Source organism: Mycolicibacterium holsaticum DSM 44478 = JCM 12374, assembly GCF_019645835.1.
Lineage (GTDB): Bacteria > Actinomycetota > Actinomycetes > Mycobacteriales > Mycobacteriaceae > Mycobacterium > Mycobacterium holsaticum.
The window spans coordinates 3,757,430-3,773,453 of record NZ_CP080998.1 but is presented as its reverse complement, the minus strand read 5'-3'; the positions used below and the strand labels follow the sequence as shown (position 1 = coordinate 3,773,453).

The 16,024-nt window shown below is 66.8% G+C and carries 16 protein-coding genes and 1 pseudogene; 8 read left to right on the top strand and 9 right to left on the bottom strand.

Annotation, left to right across the window (positions count from 1 at the left end):
• Positions 1 to 2: 2 nt before the first annotated feature.
• The gene (locus tag K3U96_RS18325; protein WP_220690658.1) at positions 3 to 974 is read right to left on the bottom strand and encodes an acyl-CoA dehydrogenase family protein; all 972 of its coding nucleotides are present in this window, start codon (positions 972 to 974) and stop codon (positions 3 to 5) included.
• On the opposite strand from K3U96_RS18325, the gene K3U96_RS18320 reads away from it, so the two are divergent.
• The gene (locus K3U96_RS18320; protein WP_230982189.1) at positions 973 to 2,133 is read left to right on the top strand and encodes an acyl-CoA dehydrogenase family protein; all 1,161 of its coding nucleotides are present in this window, start codon (positions 973 to 975) and stop codon (positions 2,131 to 2,133) included. The two genes, K3U96_RS18325 and K3U96_RS18320, sit on opposite strands and share 2 nt — an antisense overlap.
• A gap of 7 nt (positions 2,134 to 2,140) precedes the next feature.
• On the opposite strand, the gene K3U96_RS18315 is transcribed toward K3U96_RS18320, so the two are convergent.
• From K3U96_RS18315 to K3U96_RS18305, 3 genes are all read right to left on the bottom strand, one after another.
• Entirely contained in the window at positions 2,141 to 2,971 is an 831-nt protein-coding gene (locus tag K3U96_RS18315) for an IclR family transcriptional regulator (RefSeq protein ID WP_230982188.1), read from the bottom strand.
• Positions 2,972 to 3,109: 138 nt separating this feature from the next.
• Positions 3,110 to 4,564 (bottom strand): histidine phosphatase family protein, encoded by a 1,455-nt coding sequence (locus K3U96_RS18310; RefSeq protein ID WP_230982187.1) that lies wholly within the window; start codon positions 4,562 to 4,564, stop codon positions 3,110 to 3,112.
• Between the two features lie 189 nt (positions 4,565 to 4,753).
• Entirely contained in the window at positions 4,754 to 5,518 is a 765-nt protein-coding gene (locus K3U96_RS18305) for a PAS and ANTAR domain-containing protein (RefSeq protein ID WP_230982186.1), read from the bottom strand.
• Positions 5,519 to 5,659: 141 nt separating this feature from the next.
• Between K3U96_RS18305 and K3U96_RS18300 the strand changes: the two genes are divergently transcribed.
• From K3U96_RS18300 to K3U96_RS18285, 4 genes are all read left to right on the top strand, one after another.
• Complete coding sequence (locus K3U96_RS18300) at positions 5,660 to 6,001, top strand: MerR family transcriptional regulator (RefSeq protein WP_372514943.1); 342 nt, start codon at positions 5,660 to 5,662, stop codon at positions 5,999 to 6,001.
• A gap of 477 nt (positions 6,002 to 6,478) precedes the next feature.
• The gene (locus K3U96_RS18295) at positions 6,479 to 7,330 is read left to right on the top strand and encodes an SDR family oxidoreductase (protein ID WP_220690657.1); all 852 of its coding nucleotides are present in this window, start codon (positions 6,479 to 6,481) and stop codon (positions 7,328 to 7,330) included.
• 160 nt (positions 7,331 to 7,490) lie between these two features.
• Positions 7,491 to 8,102 carry an SDR family oxidoreductase gene (locus tag K3U96_RS18290; RefSeq protein ID WP_220690656.1) on the top strand — a complete coding sequence of 204 codons (612 nt, stop codon included), beginning with the start codon at positions 7,491 to 7,493 and terminating at the stop codon, positions 8,100 to 8,102.
• Entirely contained in the window at positions 8,099 to 8,644 is a 546-nt protein-coding gene (locus tag K3U96_RS18285) for an LOG family protein (protein ID WP_220690655.1), read from the top strand. The genes K3U96_RS18290 and K3U96_RS18285 overlap by 4 nt, the downstream gene beginning before the upstream one ends.
• On the opposite strand, the gene K3U96_RS18280 is transcribed toward K3U96_RS18285, so the two are convergent.
• Positions 8,641 to 10,413: a serine/threonine-protein kinase gene (locus tag K3U96_RS18280; protein ID WP_220693578.1), complete on the bottom strand. Its 1,773-nt coding sequence runs from the start codon at positions 10,411 to 10,413 to the stop codon at positions 8,641 to 8,643. The genes K3U96_RS18285 and K3U96_RS18280 overlap by 4 nt on opposite strands.
• A gap of 199 nt (positions 10,414 to 10,612) precedes the next feature.
• On the opposite strand from K3U96_RS18280, the pseudogene K3U96_RS27215 reads away from it, so the two are divergent.
• Positions 10,613 to 10,780 (top strand): annotated as a pseudogene (locus K3U96_RS27215) ((2Fe-2S)-binding protein); the annotation flags it as partial.
• Between the two features lie 111 nt (positions 10,781 to 10,891).
• On the opposite strand, the gene K3U96_RS18270 reads toward K3U96_RS27215, so the two are convergent.
• Complete coding sequence (locus K3U96_RS18270) at positions 10,892 to 11,548, bottom strand: hypothetical protein (RefSeq protein WP_220690653.1); 657 nt, start codon at positions 11,546 to 11,548, stop codon at positions 10,892 to 10,894.
• 203 nt (positions 11,549 to 11,751) lie between these two features.
• Here K3U96_RS18270 and K3U96_RS18265 point away from each other — a divergent pair, with 203 nt between their 5' ends.
• The gene (locus tag K3U96_RS18265; protein WP_220690652.1) at positions 11,752 to 12,921 is read left to right on the top strand and encodes a metallophosphoesterase; all 1,170 of its coding nucleotides are present in this window, start codon (positions 11,752 to 11,754) and stop codon (positions 12,919 to 12,921) included.
• A gap of 6 nt (positions 12,922 to 12,927) precedes the next feature.
• Here the strand turns inward: K3U96_RS18265 and K3U96_RS18260 are convergent, their stop codons facing one another.
• The gene (locus K3U96_RS18260; RefSeq protein WP_220693577.1) at positions 12,928 to 14,121 is read right to left on the bottom strand and encodes a thiolase family protein; all 1,194 of its coding nucleotides are present in this window, start codon (positions 14,119 to 14,121) and stop codon (positions 12,928 to 12,930) included.
• A 65-nt stretch (positions 14,122 to 14,186) separates the two neighbouring features.
• Between K3U96_RS18260 and K3U96_RS18255 the strand changes: the two genes are divergently transcribed.
• Entirely contained in the window at positions 14,187 to 14,645 is a 459-nt protein-coding gene (locus K3U96_RS18255) for a Zn-ribbon domain-containing OB-fold protein (RefSeq protein WP_220690651.1), read from the top strand.
• Here the strand turns inward: K3U96_RS18255 and K3U96_RS18250 are convergent.
• Both K3U96_RS18250 and K3U96_RS18245 read right to left on the bottom strand, forming a co-directional pair.
• Positions 14,614 to 15,411, bottom strand: a complete 798-nt coding sequence (locus K3U96_RS18250; protein WP_069404878.1) for an SDR family NAD(P)-dependent oxidoreductase — start codon at positions 15,409 to 15,411, stop codon at positions 14,614 to 14,616. The genes K3U96_RS18255 and K3U96_RS18250 overlap by 32 nt on opposite strands.
• Positions 15,412 to 15,993: a TetR/AcrR family transcriptional regulator gene (locus tag K3U96_RS18245; RefSeq protein ID WP_268928486.1), complete on the bottom strand. Its 582-nt coding sequence runs from the start codon at positions 15,991 to 15,993 to the stop codon at positions 15,412 to 15,414.
• Positions 15,994 to 16,024 lie beyond the last annotated feature (31 nt).

Here is a 16,024-nt window from a genome sequence, read left to right as displayed (position 1 = left end):
CGCTATTCCGTAACAGCCTGCGCCGCTTGATGTTCCAAATCATCAAGGTGCACAACAGCAATCCGGGCGGCGGTGTGCAGCGCTGTCCACTGCCCGGCGACGGGGTCAGATGCGTCCAGGGCGCTTCGGCTGACGGCCAGCAGCCGGTCGGCTGCATCACGTGCCCGCGCGACGGCCTGATGACAGGCCCACGTGGTGGCGGCAACCTCGCCGTCCCCGAGCGACGCGGCGACCTGAAGTTTGGCGGCATCGACGTCGGATGCCGCCCGGGCCACCTGCGCGGCTGCCGCAGTGGTGACCTGGTCCCCGCCGTACGACGTGGCCAGGCGCCTGCGCATCTGGTCGACGCATCTGCGCCAGACCCCGTCGGCGGTTCCCACCACGACGGCCGCCATGCCCGCTGCCGCCAGCGCCGCGACGCTGTCGCGCGGGCCGGTGAATACATGACGCGGGTCTATCGGCGCCTCGTACACCGACACGTCGCGCGTGCCTTCGGCGTCCAAGGCGGCCGACGTGCGGACCGCATCGATGCGCACCGCGCTGCACGGCAACAGGACACGACGGCCACCGCTCGTCGAGAGCAGCAGCCAGTCGGCGTCCGCGGCACCCAGAACCGATGCCCACCGACCGCTCAGCCGGCCGTTCGCGTCGAGCCGTCCGTCGGCTCGATAGCTGGTGGCGACCAGTGCCGCCGGGTCGGCCGCCCAAATTTCGTCGGCCGTGTCGCCCGGCAGCGCTGCGACCTCGTTGGCGGCCGCGTTGTACGCGGCGATCAGCCAACCCGATGAACCGTCGAGCGCGCTCAGCTCACAGATCGCTGCGATGAACTCGTCGGCGCGCAGCGCCGCGCCGCCGAACCGCACCGGTTGCAGCATCCGGCCGGCAATCGAGCCGCGGAGCGCCGCAACGGATTCAGCCGTCACCGCGTCGACCACCGCGCGCACTGCCTGATGCATACCGGCCGGTTCGGCCATGCCCACCTCCACGGACAGCGACAATGGTAGGCATGCCCGCCGCAGCAGACGTCCCGAGATGGGAATGAGCCCCTCGGAGTCCGTGCTCAGCTCCGTGCGGTCCCTGCTGCCCGAGATCGCAGCGGCCGCGCACACGGTCGACCGTAACGGCGCGGTGGACTCCCAGGTGATCGGGCGTCTGCACGACGCGGGCTACTTTTCGCTTCTGCAACCCGAGCCGTACGGCGGACTGGAGAACGCGCCCGACGTCTACCTGACGGCCACCAGGGAGCTGTCCTCGGCCTGCACGTCCACAGGGTGGTTGGCCGGATGGCTCGCGGTGAACAACTGGGGCCTTTCCGTGCGCGATGAGCGGGTCCTGCACGAGATATGGGGTGCTGACCCGCGCGCGCTGCTGTGTTCGTCCTACGCTCCGACCGGACGGCTCGAGGCAGTCGACGGCGGCTTCTGGCTGTCGGGCCGGTGGACGCGTTGCACGGGAGCCCACCACGCCTCATGGTTGAGCGTTGCGGCGCTGCTGGTCGGATCCGACGGCGCCGCACAGGATTTCGTAGCAGTCCTGGTGCCCCGTTCCGACTATGCCGTCGAGTCGACATGGAACGGCTTGGGGCTGCGCGGAATCGGCGCCGACGACGTCGTGGTCTCCGGCGCGTTTGTGCCCCGATACCGCTCGTTCAGCTGGCTGGACTTCGACCTCGGCGCGACCGTGCCCGCGCTGGACCGGCTCCCACAACCGACGGTCTACACCCTGGCCGGAACCATTCCGCTGATCGGGGCGGCCCAACGCGTGGTCGCGGCTTCTGATACGCGGGCGCCGTCGGACCAGATCTCCATGGCCGGTACCGACTTGGAGTTGTCGGTGCTTCAGATCCACCGCAACGTCGCCGAACTGATGGACTGCGTTCGCGGCGGCGCCCAACCCGATACCGCGTTGGTGCTACGGACGCGGCGCGACCAGGTGATGGCTGCAGAACGTGCCGTGCGGGCGGTCAACACCGTCGTGCACCGCTCGGGTCACCGCGACGACGGCGGCGTGGTCGAACGGGTGTGGCGTGACGTGCAGACCGCGCGCATGCACGTCTCCAGCAACGTCGAGCAGGTGCTGTCAGTGGTGGGCAGGTTCACGCTGGGCCTCGAGGTCGATGACCTCATCTGGTAGGTGCCGGTCACACCCAGTCATCGGACGACAGCGTTCGCAGGACCCGCGACAACATGTCGTCGGTGACGCTCACCGGAGCGGATTGGTTACGAGACGACCCCGATGTGCTGGCAAAGCGCTCGGCGATACCCCGGGAGGAGCGCGTGAGAAACGGTGCCATCCTTTGCAATCGGGCCACCGGCACCGCGCCGGTCAGCGAAAGCGCCGCAACCTCACCGCCGGTGAGCGGGATCGGAGCCGCCACGCTTGCGAGCCCGACGGCCAGCTCCTGGTCGTCGTAGGCGAGGCCGTGGCGTGATCTGATCCGCGCCAACTCCTGATGCAGGGTGGGGACGTCGGCGATCGTCGCCGGAGTGCATTTTCGAAGCGGGGCAACGAGGATGTCGTCCACCTGCTCGGGGGAGAGCTGCGCCAGCATCGCCTTACCCAATGCGCTCGCGTGTGCGGGGGTGTGGCTGGCGACGCGCAGCGGTGCCACCCCGACGCTATCGCCCGAAAGCCGGTCCAGGCAGAGCACGTCGGCCCCGCGCAGCACGCCGAGATGCACCGCCAGCGCGGTATCGGTACGGAGGCGTTCGAGAACGGGGGACGCCACCGCGCGCAGCTGGGAATGATCATCGCCGCGCGGCGCCGACGCGAGGCAGTACCCCGTCGACCGGTGGTGCAGCAGCCCCGCCCCGTGCAGCTGGGTGAGGATCCGATGAGCCGACGAGCGCGGTAACCCGGTCTGGTCGGCAACCTGGTCGAGCGGCAGCGGCTTGTCGGCGGCCTCGAGCGAGTTCAGGATCAGCGCGACCCGATCCACCATCGACGTCGGCGCGTCTCGCTGCACAAACACCTCCGCAGTAGTAGTCGGCACCCGAACGATCTCACCGACAGCGCCGGTGGTGGCCCAAACCGGCCGGATTCGCACAGGAAACCGGCCCCTTCCGCCGATGGGGAAGGGGCCGGCTGTGCTCACCGACTGGCTACCAACTCATGCGGCCGCGCTTTGCTGACCCGAGCTGTCCGTGTCGCCGGTGCTATCGGCGTTTGAGGCGCCCGACGCCGAGGATTCGGCAGCGTCCTGCTCACCGCTGTCACCGACCTTCGGGCCCGGCGCGACGGTGTCATCGCTGACCTCGACGCCGGTGTCCGACACCTGAGCTCCGGGCAGCGACGTGCCGGGCACGGCCTTGTTTCCGTCCTTCAGGTCGGTCGCACCGTTGGCCGTCGCACCCGTCTCGTCCGCCTCGGACTCCGAATCCTCAGCGGCCGCCGTCTCGTCTTCGGTCCCGTCGGCATCGGATGCGACGATCGTCGCGTCATCGTCGACGGCGCTCTCCGCGGCCTCATCATCGACACCGGCCCCTGTGCCCGGCGTGCGGTCCGACGCGCTGGCCGGGCCGTCGTCGTCAGCCGTGAAGCTGGTCGTCGAACTGACGGTTCGAGCGGCGTCGGCGGCCAAAGAAGGGGTGGTCGAATCGACCGTCGATACCTCGACCGATGACGGGGCCGGCGTGTTGGGCTTGACCGCCTTGGCCAGTTCACTGTTCACCTTGGCGACCATCGCGCGCTGGAACTTGACGACCGAATACGCGGCGTCGGCGAAACCGCGGTTGAACGCGGTGGCGATCGTCGCGGGGTCTCTGGTGGCCAATGCTTCGGCAACCTGCCGCGCGGTGGCCACGAGCTGTCGGCTCAACGTCCGGATGTGCAGCCTGGTCGCCCCGGCGAGGGTGAGGTCGGGACTGAACTGCTGGCCGTTCCAGTTCACCAGAATCCAGCCGTCCTCGGGATTCCCTTCGATCACAACGTAATCGGTGTTGTCCAGAGGACTGGTGCGCAGCAGCTCGATCTTCTGCTGCAAGGTGAGGTTCGAAACGTTCATCATCGTCCAGAACATGATGGTGCCGCCGTGGGAGAACACGACGGGGTTCCGGTCGCCGTTGTCGTACATGGTTTGCAGCGCACCGTCGACCCTGGCGTCGAACTCATGGCCGTTGACCGAGCCCGGGATCCGCACGTCGCGCTGCCCGGCAAACGTCCACGCCAACATGGCCTGGGCGTAGCCCTGTTCGGCCTCGCTCTCCGGCGTGCCTTCGAAGACGCCGGCCTCGATCTCCTGCAGACCGGGTAGCACCTGGATCGGCAGGCGCAGGTATTGCGACATCGGCGTAGCGGTCAGCTGCGTGCGCACCATCGTCGATCCGTAGATGGCGTCGTAGTTGTTGTCGCCCAGCGTGCCGACAACGGCCTGCGCCTGCTCCTGACCCTTCTGGGTGAGAACGGGTCCCGGGGTCGACGTGTCGATCAGACCCGAGGCGTTGCCGGCCGACTCGCCGTGACGCACGAACGTCACCCTCATCAACTCGGCGGCCGACGCGGGAATCGCTGCGCCGAACAGGAGCAGCAGCGAGAAGAGGGCGGCGCCGCAATACTTCCACCACACTGATCTGCCTCGTGCGGCCGGCGGTTGAGTCGGCGGACTCGCGACCGCGTCGGGTTCAGGGCCGTCGTTCACTGAGCCTCCTGGTTGATCGGTGATACGGATAGCTCACCGTGAACTCGCCGCCGATCACGGACAACCGCAAGTCCCATTGATCGAGACACCAGCCTGGAGAACCCCTGAGGATCGCAGTCAGGAAATGGTCAACAGGGCGTGGTCGACGCGTGCGCGCGTATCGGCCGCCAGCCCGCCCGTCATCTCCGCGACGAATCGGCGGGCCAGGTCCCGGACTTTGATGTTGGTCTCCTGTGAGCGCCACACCAGGATGTCGAAGGCGCGGTCCGCGCTGATGCCGTAGGCGGACATCAGCAGGCCCTTGGCCTGTTCGATCTCGGCGCGGCCTTCCGCCATCTTGGATACCGCGGCGGAGATGTCGGATTGCATGGTCTCGGTGTAGTCGACATAAAAGCCGGACGTGCCGATGATCTCACCGGCTTCGTCGACCATGCGGTCACCGATGACGATGACCCAGTGGGTGCGCCCGGCGGTGTCGATGATGCGGTGCCGACTGCTGAACGGCTCTCCGTTCACCACCCGCTCCAGGACGGCGGCCACCTGTTGACGGTCGTCGGGATGCTTGTGGCTGAGCAGCAGCTCGGTTGTGGGCATCACGGTTCCCGGCTCGTAGCCGTGCATCCGCTCGATGTTCTCCGACCATTCCCACCGCTGCCCCTCGGTGTAAAAGCGGAACCTGCCTACTCGCTGGGGTTCGCCGGTACCGACCGCAAGCTCGACGGCTTCGTGGCTTTCGTCGAGATCGGCGGGCGCACTGGTCAACGCACCAGGGGCGCGTGTCACCGCCGTCGCGGATCGCGGCGGTACCCCGTCGTGGTTGCAGGTGCCGTCGCGGGGATGCAACACCATGACGTCCCTCCCGTCGCTGCGTTCCCACGTCAACGCAAGACGCTAATCTATGTCTCCACAGATAAGTTTTATATAGCACTACCATTGGACTTCTGCAACAGAATAACTATATATTGCTCGTAGCGCAGCATACATTTCCTAGCTATCGGGACGATTTTGATGATTCACGACGAGATTAGCGACGGGGCCCGGGAAGCTGCCCCGCCCCCGTCGGACCGCGGGGTATACGGAATCTCGGTAACTGCCGAGCTATCGGGTATCAGCGAACAATCACTGCGCCTCTACGAGCGCCACGGTCTGCTGACGCCGGCACGCAGCCCGGGCGGAACCCGGCGCTACAGCGCCGACGACCTCGTCCGGTTGCAGCGGATCAAAGAGCTCGTCGACGCGGGGGTCAACGTTGCAGGCATCGGTCGCATCCTCTCGCTGGAGGACCGCAACGCGGCCCTGGACGAACGCAACGTCACGCTCGAGCGTGACAACGACGCGATGCGCGACGGGAACGTAGGTCGGTAATCCGCTGACCGCGGCCGCCGCAGCCACCAGTTGAGGCTGCGACGTCGAAGGGCCAGGGCGCCGATCGCCCGCAGCCGGTGATGCCTGCCGCGGGTGAGCTTGGCTGTCACCAGGCCGGTCAGGACACCGAGCACGAAGAACCTGCGGGTGCGCCTGTTTTCCCTCAGCACAACGATCGCGGCGATGAACCCGCATACTGCGCCGGCGGCGGCGACCGCGAACAGTAGAAGGACCAGGGCTGCCGCACCCAGCACAGTCAAGTCGCACCTCTAGCCGTCGTTCGCGAGTCGGTGGCCCGATCAAACCACTGGCTCCGCCAAATCAGGCGGTCGTGACCAAACCGAGGATGAAGCGTTAGCGGGCCGCCGCAATGCCATGCGCTGTCCCGTGAATCGGCAGGGCAACCGATCGTCACTATGTTGTAGCGGTGACCGGCGCATCCGCGTCGCGCGCAAACCGAACTTCCAGGAGTAGCCGATGGGTGTCTACGCGGTGACGGGATCGGCCTCAGGGATGGGGCGTGCGGCGGCCGAACAGTTGCGCGCCGACGGTCATACCGTGATCGGTGTCGATCAACGGGACGCTGATGTGGTGGCCGATCTGTCCACCCCGCGGGGCCGTTCGAACGCCGCGGCGGCTGTGCTCGACCGTGCCGACGGCCGTCTCGACGGCGCCGTCCTGGCTGCCGGTGTCGGCCCGTTGCCCGGAGCCGAGAACGTCGGGTTGATTCTGTCGGTCAACTATTTCGGGGTGACCGAACTGCTCGACGCATGGCGGCCGGCGCTGGCCGCAGCCAAGAAAGCCAAAGTAGTTGTGGTGGCGAGCAACTCGACGACCACCATGCCGATGGTGCCCAACCGTGCCGTGCGCGCCCTGCTCGACGGCGACTTGGATCGCGCCGTACGCACCTTGAGGCTTTTCCGTTCGGCCGCAACATCGTTGGCGTACGGTGGCTCGAAGATCGCCGTCGCCCGCTGGCTGCGGCGTAACGCCGTGCGGCCCGAATGGGCCGGTGCGGGCATCCGGCTGAATGCACTGGCGCCCGGTGCGATCTTGACGCCGTTACTCGAAAGGCAGCTGGCAACCCCTCGAGAAGCCAGGACAGTCCGGGCGTTCCCGGTTCCTGTCGGCGGCTTCGGCAGCCCGGACCAACTCGCGCAATGGATGGTTTTCATGCTGTCGGACGCCGCGGATTTCCTCTGTGGCAGCGTGGTTTTCGTCGACGGCGGCTCAGACGCCCACTTCCGGGCCGATGACTGGCCGACGCGGGTACCGACGCGCCGATTGGTCCGGTACGGCCTCCAGTTCTGGAGGGGAAGCCGACGGTGATTGCCGTTTTCGGGTGCGAGGACGGTCTTTTCGATGCGCTTTCTGGGGGACGCTCCGGCCGAATGGCCCAAGACTCTAGGGCAGGATTAGCCCACGTACCCGGGCCAATCGGGGCGTAGCGTCAAGGGTGCAGTCGTCAAGCCGGGAAGGCAGGGTGATGATGACCACCTCTAGAGGTCAACGCATCTACGTCGCAGGTGCCACCGGGGTCATCGGTAGCCGCCTCGTACCGGCGCTCATCGACGCCGGTCACACCGTCGGCGCCATGACGCGATCGCCGGGCAAGGCGAGCCAACTCGCGTCGATCGGCGCCGAGCCGATCATCTGCGATGTATTCGATCGCTCGGCCCTGAGGACCGCCGTGCGCTCGTTCTCGCCCGACGTCGTTCTTCACGAGCTGACGGACCTACCCGACGCGCTGGCCGATCTCCCCGAGATATCGCTACTCAACGCGCGCATCCGCGTCGAGGGCACCCGCAATCTCATCGAGGCGATGAACGGCGCAGGCCCGACGAAGATTGTGGCTCAAAGCGTCGCGTGGACAATGCCGCCCGGCGCGGAGGCCGACGCGGTTGCCTCGCTGGAGCAAGCCGTGCTCGCGGCCGACGGTGTCGTACTTCGGTACGGGTTCTTCTACGGTCCCGGCACCTACTTCGAAAACGAATTACCCGCGGCGCCAAGGGTGCACATCGATACCGCGGCGGCGCGGACGATTGCGGCCATCGGCGCCCCTTCGGGCATCCTCACCGTTGTCGATGGCCAAGCCGAATGAGGATATGCGTCTTTCTGTCGGCCGCCGACCTTGACGAGCGCTACACACACGCCGCCCGCGAGTTCGCAGAGCTCATCGGCAAAGGTGGGCACACCCTGGTCTGGGGCGGATCCGATACCGGGCTGATGAAGGTGCTCGCAGATGGAGTACGTGAGGCCGGGGGCGAACTCGTCGGGGTCTCAGTGGAATTCCTACGGCAATTCGCCAAGAAGGACGCCGATGAGATGGTGTTCGCCGACGACCTCGCCCAGCGCAAGGAGCTGTTGCTCGCGCGTTCTGACGCCGTCGTAGTGATGGTGGGCGGCCTCGGCACGTTGGACGAGGCAACCGACATCCTCGAGCGGCGCAAACACGGGCTGCACCGAAAACCGGTGGTGCTGTTGAACACCGAAGGCTTCTACGATGGTTTGACCGTTCAGCTTCGCCGGATGGCCGACGACGGGCTCCTTCCGGCACCGCTGGACGACCTGGTCTTCGTCACCGACGACAGCGCGCGGGCCCTGGCCCATCTGCAGGACGCGGCCGGGATGCGTCGACCCTAACCCGCTGCCTGCAAGGTGATCTCCGAGATTTCCGTGCGGCTCTGGCCGTTGGTCGTGCCCAACTTCGCGATCCACACCAGCACGTTGGATGTCTTCGTCGCATTGTCCACCTCAATGCGGTTGTGCCCCGGTTGAAGTGACGTGGTGGGGGTCAGCACGCTGGTATCGGACAACTCGGCGGGGTTTTCGGTGGGTGACGAGCGGATCTGCACCTCGGTGCCCGTACTCGTCAAGTCGATCGTGACGGCGCTGAGTTCGGTGGGTGCGGACAGGTGCAGCACCAGCCCCATCCCTTCGATGAAATTCGGGAACGGCACGGGATCCTTGTAGGTGACGGTCGACCACGACGTGTCCGGGTTGCCGTCGATCGCCAAGTCGGCGTCCTGCGGATTGTCCGGGGCCCCGCCGGGTGCGAACACCGTCGCGCTCACCGGCTTGACGATCGGTCCGGGGCGAGCCCACATACCGAAGCCATCGCTGAAGTAGGCGACCGTAGCCGCGGTCAACACGATCACCCCGACCACTGCCGCGAGCGCGACGAGTGCGCCTTTGCGATTCCGTTGCCGTGCCGGTGCCTTGTCCCCTGGGAGTTTGTTTCGGGGCTGAGCCGATCCTCTCTTGGGTCGAACGCCGGCCGACACGTTGACGATGGTGTCGGCGTCCAGAGTGTCGCCATCCCAGACACCGCCGACCTCGACCTCGTCCCCTTCGGCGAGTTGCCCCGAGACGAGTTGGGTTTGTATCTCGACTGGAATCGGTGCGCGCCGGTTGTCCACGGGGTTGTGGGGGACCACCTGAAACGACAACGTCCCCACGCCGTGGCCGGTATCGACGACGCTTTGCGCGACACCGCGTGCGGTCCCGCGCACCACCAGACGCTCGAGCCGCTGCGTGGACGCCGGACCCGACGATGGTGAACCCGAGTGGGCGCCCACACCAGGCGCCGCGAGCGCCTGAGCAAAGTCGAGACAGGTCCGGTATCGCTGGGCCGGGTCCTTGGCCAACGCCCTCATCAGCACCGCGTCGAGATGGCGGAGTTCGGGTCGATGATCTGACACCCGCGGGGGCGGTGTGTTCAGCTGGTGGCTGATCACCACCGCGGGGTTCGAATCTTCAAACGGGGGCTTGCCGGTGAGCAGATGGAAGGCCGTGGCGGCCAGCGCATACTGATCGGCCCGACCGTCGAGCGGCCTGCCCAAAAGCTGTTCGGGCGCCACGTAATTGATCGTTCCCATCGCGACGTTGTCTTTGGTGAGGTTGCTGACATCGTCGATCCTGCGTGCGATACCGAAGTCGGTCAGCAGCACCCTGCGACGCTGGCCGTTGGACGCGGTGACGAGGATGTTCTCCGGCTTGATGTCACGATGCAGCAGACGACGCTCGTGACCGAAGTCGAGCGCATCGGCCACCGCTGTCACGATTTCTGAGACCTCGGGTTCGGGCATACCGCGCGAATAGTGCTCACGGATCAGTCGTCCTGCGTCGGTGCCGTCCACGTAGTCCATCGAGATCCACAGCCGGCCGTCGAACTCACCCCGGTCGAGTACACCGACGATGTGTGGGTGCCAGAGTGTCGCGGCCAACTCGGCTTCGCGGATGAAGCGGGCCCGAAACTCCTCGTCACCTCCGGAGGCTGCGGACAAGATCTTCAGCGCATCGTGACGAGGCAGCCGGGGGTGCTGGGCGAGGTAGACCTCGCCCATTCCGCCACTGCCGAGCAATCTCTGGATGACATATCCAGCGAAGACCTCACCGTGGTTCAACGGCATGCCCGAAAGCCTACAAACCGGCGCCCGTGAACCGAACACACCGCCGCTGACAAGGCGATTCACCTCGGCAGGCCAGAAAAGTCCCGGTCAGCAGAAAATCTTGGCGGTAGGTCTTGCCATGCTTAGGCTCACCTAATAAGCTGCGAGAGAACTTAGGTGAGACTTACTTAGTCTCGTCCGATCATCGAGGTGGCTTAGGTTGTTCGTTTGTCTCTGCACGGGCGCTACCAGCGAGTTGGTCGCTGACGCGGTAGCGAAAGGCGCACTCACCTCCAAGCAGGTGACGGCGGCATGCGGCGCCGGGGCGGACTGCGGACGGTGCCGCCGGACCGTGCGAGCGATCATTGCCAGCGTCAACGGCACGCCGGCGTCCCACACTCGGATCGGATCGGCACTCGGCTCAAGCGGTTGCGCGATGGGGCCGACCCCGTGCGCCGAACACGCGTGCGCGGCGATGGGCAGTTAGCCCAGCGCGACGCTATCTGCTGTCGCGGGTCCGGGACCGCGCCATGCGCCACCTGCTCGGTTTCGGCGTCTGGTGCGCATCCCGGGTCCAGTAGTCCCACATCTCTTCGGGGCTGGCCTGCACCGGGTTATCGGTCACCGACCAGCCATGCTTTTGCACTTCTGTTGTGCTCCAACGAAGTAGCGAGCCATCGTTGCCGATCTGCTGGGCAAGGCGGGCTCGGTCGTCAGAATCCAGCTTGTCGCTGAACGCCTGCATGGTGGTCTTCACCCGCCGGTAGGGCACCGCTCCATCGAACTGCTGACAAAGCTCCAGAAGTTCGGTTCGGGCCTGATCAAGCAGGGATCCGGGCTGCGCATCGGTGTGTCCGGCAGGCGAAGCGCCCTGCGGCGCGCGCTGCCGCTCCGGCCGTGGTGCCGCCCGCGCGGCGCTTCGATCCTCGGCGGATGCGGCCAGCTCGCGGTTCTTGATCCGGAGCTCGTCGTTCTCGGCGAGGGCCGCCAGGGCTTTGTCTCGCCACCACACGAGGTGATATTCGATGAGCCTGGCCTCGCAGTCGGGGCACACCGCGACGGGCCGGGCAGCTCGATCCAGTCTGGTCGGGCCCTCGAACGTGATGCCACACAGTGCGTGGTCGTCGCTGCTGGTGAGGTAGTCCTCGTGGTGCACTACGGAATCAGGGGCATTCCGTATGTAGCTGTGGGGCGGTTCCACATATGGAAACCTAGTTGACCAGCCGTGCCAAGTCGGCGAGATCGAAAGAACCGCTGCGATGCTGTCGTACCTGGGCTGATAGCGCGTTCACATATCGTGGCGCGGTAGGGCCGGCGGTATCCAGCCGGCGTCTGATCTTTCATCCGACAGGGACGTGAATGTTCATCCTCGTTCTGGCGACGATCCTCGGGCTGATGCACCTCTACCTGTGGAAGCGTCTGGTCAAGGACACGACCGGGCCCGGGCGCACCAGGTGGATGCTCACGGGCTTGCTGGTCGCGCTGGCGGTGTTCTTGGTGGCGGCGCTGGTGCTGCCGCGCGCCGTCGGCGTTTCCGGTTCCGGATGGTATGCCTGGCCCGGGTACATCTGGTTCGGCCTGGCGACCTATCTCTTCCTGACGCTGTTGGTGACCGAGCCCGTCCGGGTCTTGCTGCGTGGCTGGGCCAAACGCGGTACGCCCGAGCCACCGACCGGCCAAGAGCCCGCGATGAACCGGCGGGTGTTTCTGGCCCGGTCCAGCGCCGTAGCCGCCGGCGCGGTATCGGTCGGCGTGGTCGGCTTCGGCGTGTCCCGCGCGCTCGGACCACCGGAATTGTTGCAGCTGCCGATGCGGCTGCGCCGGCTCGACCCGGCCTTCAACGGATTCCGGATCGCGGTCGTCTCCGACATCCACCTCGGCCCCCTGGCCGGACGCGCACACACCGAGCGGATAGTCGAGATGATCAACGGGGCCCAGCCCGATCTCGTCGCGATCGTCGGCGACCTGGTGGACGGCACCGTAGCCGAGCTCGGTCCAGCAGCAGAACCGTTGCGAGACTTGAACTCCGGTGCGGGTACGTTCTTCGTCACCGGCAACCACGAGTATTACGTCGCCGACCCCGAGTCGTGGCTGCGTGAACTCGACCGGCTCGACGTGCACGTGCTGCGCAACGAGAACACCGTGATCCGTCGGGGCAGTGCGACGTTCGGGCTGGCCGGCGTCAACGACGTCGCGGGCGGCCAACGGTCCGATCCGCCGGACCTGGAGCGGGCGTTGGCCGGGCTCGACGAGTCCGGCCCGACGATTTTGCTTGCCCACCAACCGGTCCTGGTGACCGAGGCGGCCGCCAGCGGAGTGGACCTGCAGTTATCCGGGCACACCCACGGCGGCCAGATGTGGCCCTTTCACTACCTCGTGCGCGCCGACCAACCCTCCCTCGCCGGGCTGTCCACCGTTGCCGACACCCAGTTGTACGTCACCCGAGGCGCCGGGTTCTGGGGCCCGCCGGTGCGCGTCGGCGCACCGCCGGACATCACGGTGCTCTCGCTTGAAGCCGGCGAGAAGTGAGCATCATCAACAGGTCAGCAGCATGCAGCCCGCGATCGGTCCGCCTCCTGCGGCAGCGACGGCCACCTCGGGTCGGCGAGGCAGCTGGCGTGCACCGGCCTGACCACGCAACTGCAGACAGGCCTCGTGCAGCAGCCAGTAGCCGTGCATGCGTCCCGCCGACAGCTGGCCGCCGTAGGTATTCAGCGGCAGCGTCCCGTCGAGGGCGATGCGGGTCGCCCCAGCCACGAACGGGCCGCCTTCGCCGTCGGCGCAGAACCCCAGCGCCTCGAGCCACGCGATGGTGAGAAACGTGAAACCGTCGTAGAGTTCGGCAACGTCGACATCCGACGCGGTCAGATCTGTGCGCGACCACATCTGAGCGGCCGCCTCGACCGAGGCCATCTTCGGGAAGTCGTCGCGATGAAACCACCCGCCCGAACCGTACGAGCCGCCGACGGCCTCCACGCCGACGGCAGGGTTGGGACAATCGGCCGCATAGTCGGCATGCGACACGACCACGGCGATCGACCCGTCGACCGGTACGTCGCAGTCGAACAGCCCGAACGGCGTCGACACCGGACGCGCCGCCAGGTAGTCGTCCATCGTCATCGGCTCGCGGTAGGCCGCTTGCGGGTTGAGCGCGGCGTTGCGCCTGCTGTTGACCGCCAACCAACCCAGCTGTTCCTTGGTCGTTCCGTAGAGCTCCATGTGCCGCCGGCAGTGCATCGCCAACCAGTTGGCCGCCGAGTAGGCATGGGCGGCCAGCAGCTCGTCGATGTCCTCGAACGGCTTGAGTTTCCTTCGCGTTCCGGGCGTGTGCGTCTCGCCCGGCGGGTTGGCCAGCGGGTTGGGACCCGACGACGACGGTGATTGGGTCATCGTGCCGCCGAGCATCAGGACCGTGCGGTACACGAGCACATGCCGGGCGCACTTCTCGGCGACCGCGCGGCACGCCGACATCACCGGGGTGAGCAGACCGCCGGTGTCGAACCCGGATGTGTGGTCGGGCACGTCGACGCCAAGTGCGGTGGTGACGTCGGCCAGCGGGGTATCGCCCAGCGAGGCGATGCCGTCGATGTCGCTCGCCGTCAGGCCCGCATCGGCGATGGCCGCACGGGCGGCATCAAGCGTCAGCTCCAGCCCGGGGATGCCGGTGCGCCGACCGACCCGCGAGATGCCCAGACCGCTGATGATCGCGTCCTTTTCGAAGTGGCCCATCCGGTCCGTCCGTTTCATCCGGCTATTTTTGTGATGACAGCTGCCCGGAATGTACTTTGCTTGTCATGCCCGACGACGCCCCACCCGCCGTTCCGGCGCGGATCCTGCCCGTACTGACCGAGCACAATCGGGCGTTCTGGACCGGCGGCGCCGACGGTCGGCTGCTCATCGGTCGGTGCACTGGATGTGCGCGGTGGGTGCATCCTCCGGCTGCCGACTGCCCCGAGTGCGACGGTGCGCTTGCCGTGCAAGCGGTGTCGGGTAAGGCCACGGTGTTCAGCTACACCGTGAACCACCAACCGTTCAACCCCGCGGTGCCGGTTCCGTACGTGGTCGCGATCGTCGAGCTCGTCGAGCAGGCAGACCTGCGCATCGCGACAAACATCGTCGACTGCGACCCGGATTCGGTGCGCGTCGGTTTGCCTGTCGAGGTGCGCTTCGAACGCCACGACGTCGGCGAGGACGCCGTCTACGTCCCGCTGTTCGCCCCCGTTAGTTCTCGCCAAGGCCCATCAGCTCGGTGACGTGGTGATCGCGTCCAGCGGTGTAGCCGCCGTCCACGGCGATCGTCTGTCCGCTGACGAAACTGGCGTCCGGGGACAACAGGAAGGCCGCAACGGCGGCGACTTCCTCGGCGCGGCCGAACCGGCGTAACTTGTGCTCGTGGCGCAGCGCCTCGCGCGGCGTCTCCATGCCGGGCATCCCGACGACCGCGTCGAACATCGGGGTCTCGATGAAGCCCGGACAGATGGCGTTGACCCGAATTCCGCTGGGCCCGTAGTCGATTGCGGCGTTTTTGGTGAGAAGGTTGACGCCGCCCTTTGAGGCGTTGTACGCACTGCCGCCTGCGGTGCCCTCCAGACCTTCGATGCTCGCCAGGTTGACGACCGCGCCCCGCTCGCCGCCGACCCGGCTCTGCTGCACCATCTGGCTCAGCGCGGCCCGCAGAACGACGAACGTCCCCTTGAGGTTGACGTTCACCACGCGATCCCACTCTTCGTCGGGCAGCAGGTGTATCGGGCCGCCGCCGGCGACACCCGCGCAGTGCACCACTCCGTCGAGTCGGCCGGCGGCGGTGACCACGGCCGCCACCGCGGCCGCGACCGCGTCGGCGTCGAGTACGTCGGTGCACCGGTAACTGAACCTGTCCGCGTCGACATCTGCAGCATCGGGCGCCGCATCGATACCCACCACAACGGCCTGCTCGGTCAGCAGTCGCTCAACGGTCGCCTTTCCGATGCCCGAGGCCGCACCGGTGACGAGCACGCCTTTGCCCTCAAACCTGGTCATTCATCTCCTTTTTCGCAGCGGCGCCAGTAGCGCGTCGAGCCCGTATTCGAAGACCGCGTCATAGTCGGTGGGGGATCGCAGTGCCTCCACCAGTTCGCGATCGGGCCAATCGTCGCCCCACAGCGTGGGATCTTCTTCCTCGTGCTTGGCTCCTCGCACAGCGGTGAATTGCATTACCGCCGAGGAGATGACGTGCACCTGAACCGCGCGAAGGAAGAGCGCCGCGTCGGTGCCTGTCACCCCGAGCTCGGCCAGCTGGACGGCGAGGGTCTGCTGAATCGGCAGGAACAGCAGCGGGGTGCGGTCGCGGTCGTGGGCAACGGCAAGCAGATGCTGCCGCTCGATCAGGGCGCGCCGCTGCGCCCGGGCCAGCGAGGCGATGCGCTCGACGGGTGTGGCGCCGTCGGCGGGCAGCTGGGCCATCTGGCTCAGCAACCGGTCAACCAGGCTGTCCAGCAGCTTGTCTCGTCCGCCGACATGCCAGTAGATCGAGGTGACCGCCACCCCGATCTGCTCGGCGAGGCGGCGCATCGTCAAGGCCTCCACGCCGTCGAGTTCGATGAGGTGTGCCGCCGTCTCCAGAATCGCTTCGGCGCTGACGTGGTCCTGGCCG

What these genes read in the sequence shown, in the direction of transcription:
- K3U96_RS18255 (WP_220690651.1), top strand. Translation starts at nt 14,187, where the DNA reads ATGCCCGACGACGCCCCACCCGCCGTTCCGGCGCGGATCCTGCCCGTA.
- K3U96_RS18265 (WP_220690652.1), top strand. Translation starts at nt 11,752, where the DNA reads ATGTTCATCCTCGTTCTGGCGACGATCCTCGGGCTGATGCACCTCTAC.
- K3U96_RS18295 (WP_220690657.1), top strand. Translation starts at nt 6,479, where the DNA reads ATGGGTGTCTACGCGGTGACGGGATCGGCCTCAGGGATGGGGCGTGCG.
- K3U96_RS18285 (WP_220690655.1), top strand. Translation starts at nt 8,099, where the DNA reads ATGAGGATATGCGTCTTTCTGTCGGCCGCCGACCTTGACGAGCGCTAC.
- K3U96_RS18325 (WP_220690658.1), bottom strand. Translation starts at nt 974, where the DNA reads ATGGCCGAACCGGCCGGTATGCATCAGGCAGTGCGCGCGGTGGTCGAC.
- K3U96_RS18260 (WP_220693577.1), bottom strand. Translation starts at nt 14,121, where the DNA reads ATGGGCCACTTCGAAAAGGACGCGATCATCAGCGGTCTGGGCATCTCG.
- K3U96_RS18290 (WP_220690656.1), top strand. Translation starts at nt 7,491, where the DNA reads ATGACCACCTCTAGAGGTCAACGCATCTACGTCGCAGGTGCCACCGGG.
- K3U96_RS18320 (WP_230982189.1), top strand. Translation starts at nt 973, where the DNA reads ATGCCCACCTCCACGGACAGCGACAATGGTAGGCATGCCCGCCGCAGC.
- K3U96_RS18250 (WP_069404878.1), bottom strand. Translation starts at nt 15,411, where the DNA reads ATGACCAGGTTTGAGGGCAAAGGCGTGCTCGTCACCGGTGCGGCCTCG.
- K3U96_RS18280 (WP_220693578.1), bottom strand. Translation starts at nt 10,413, where the DNA reads ATGCCGTTGAACCACGGTGAGGTCTTCGCTGGATATGTCATCCAGAGA.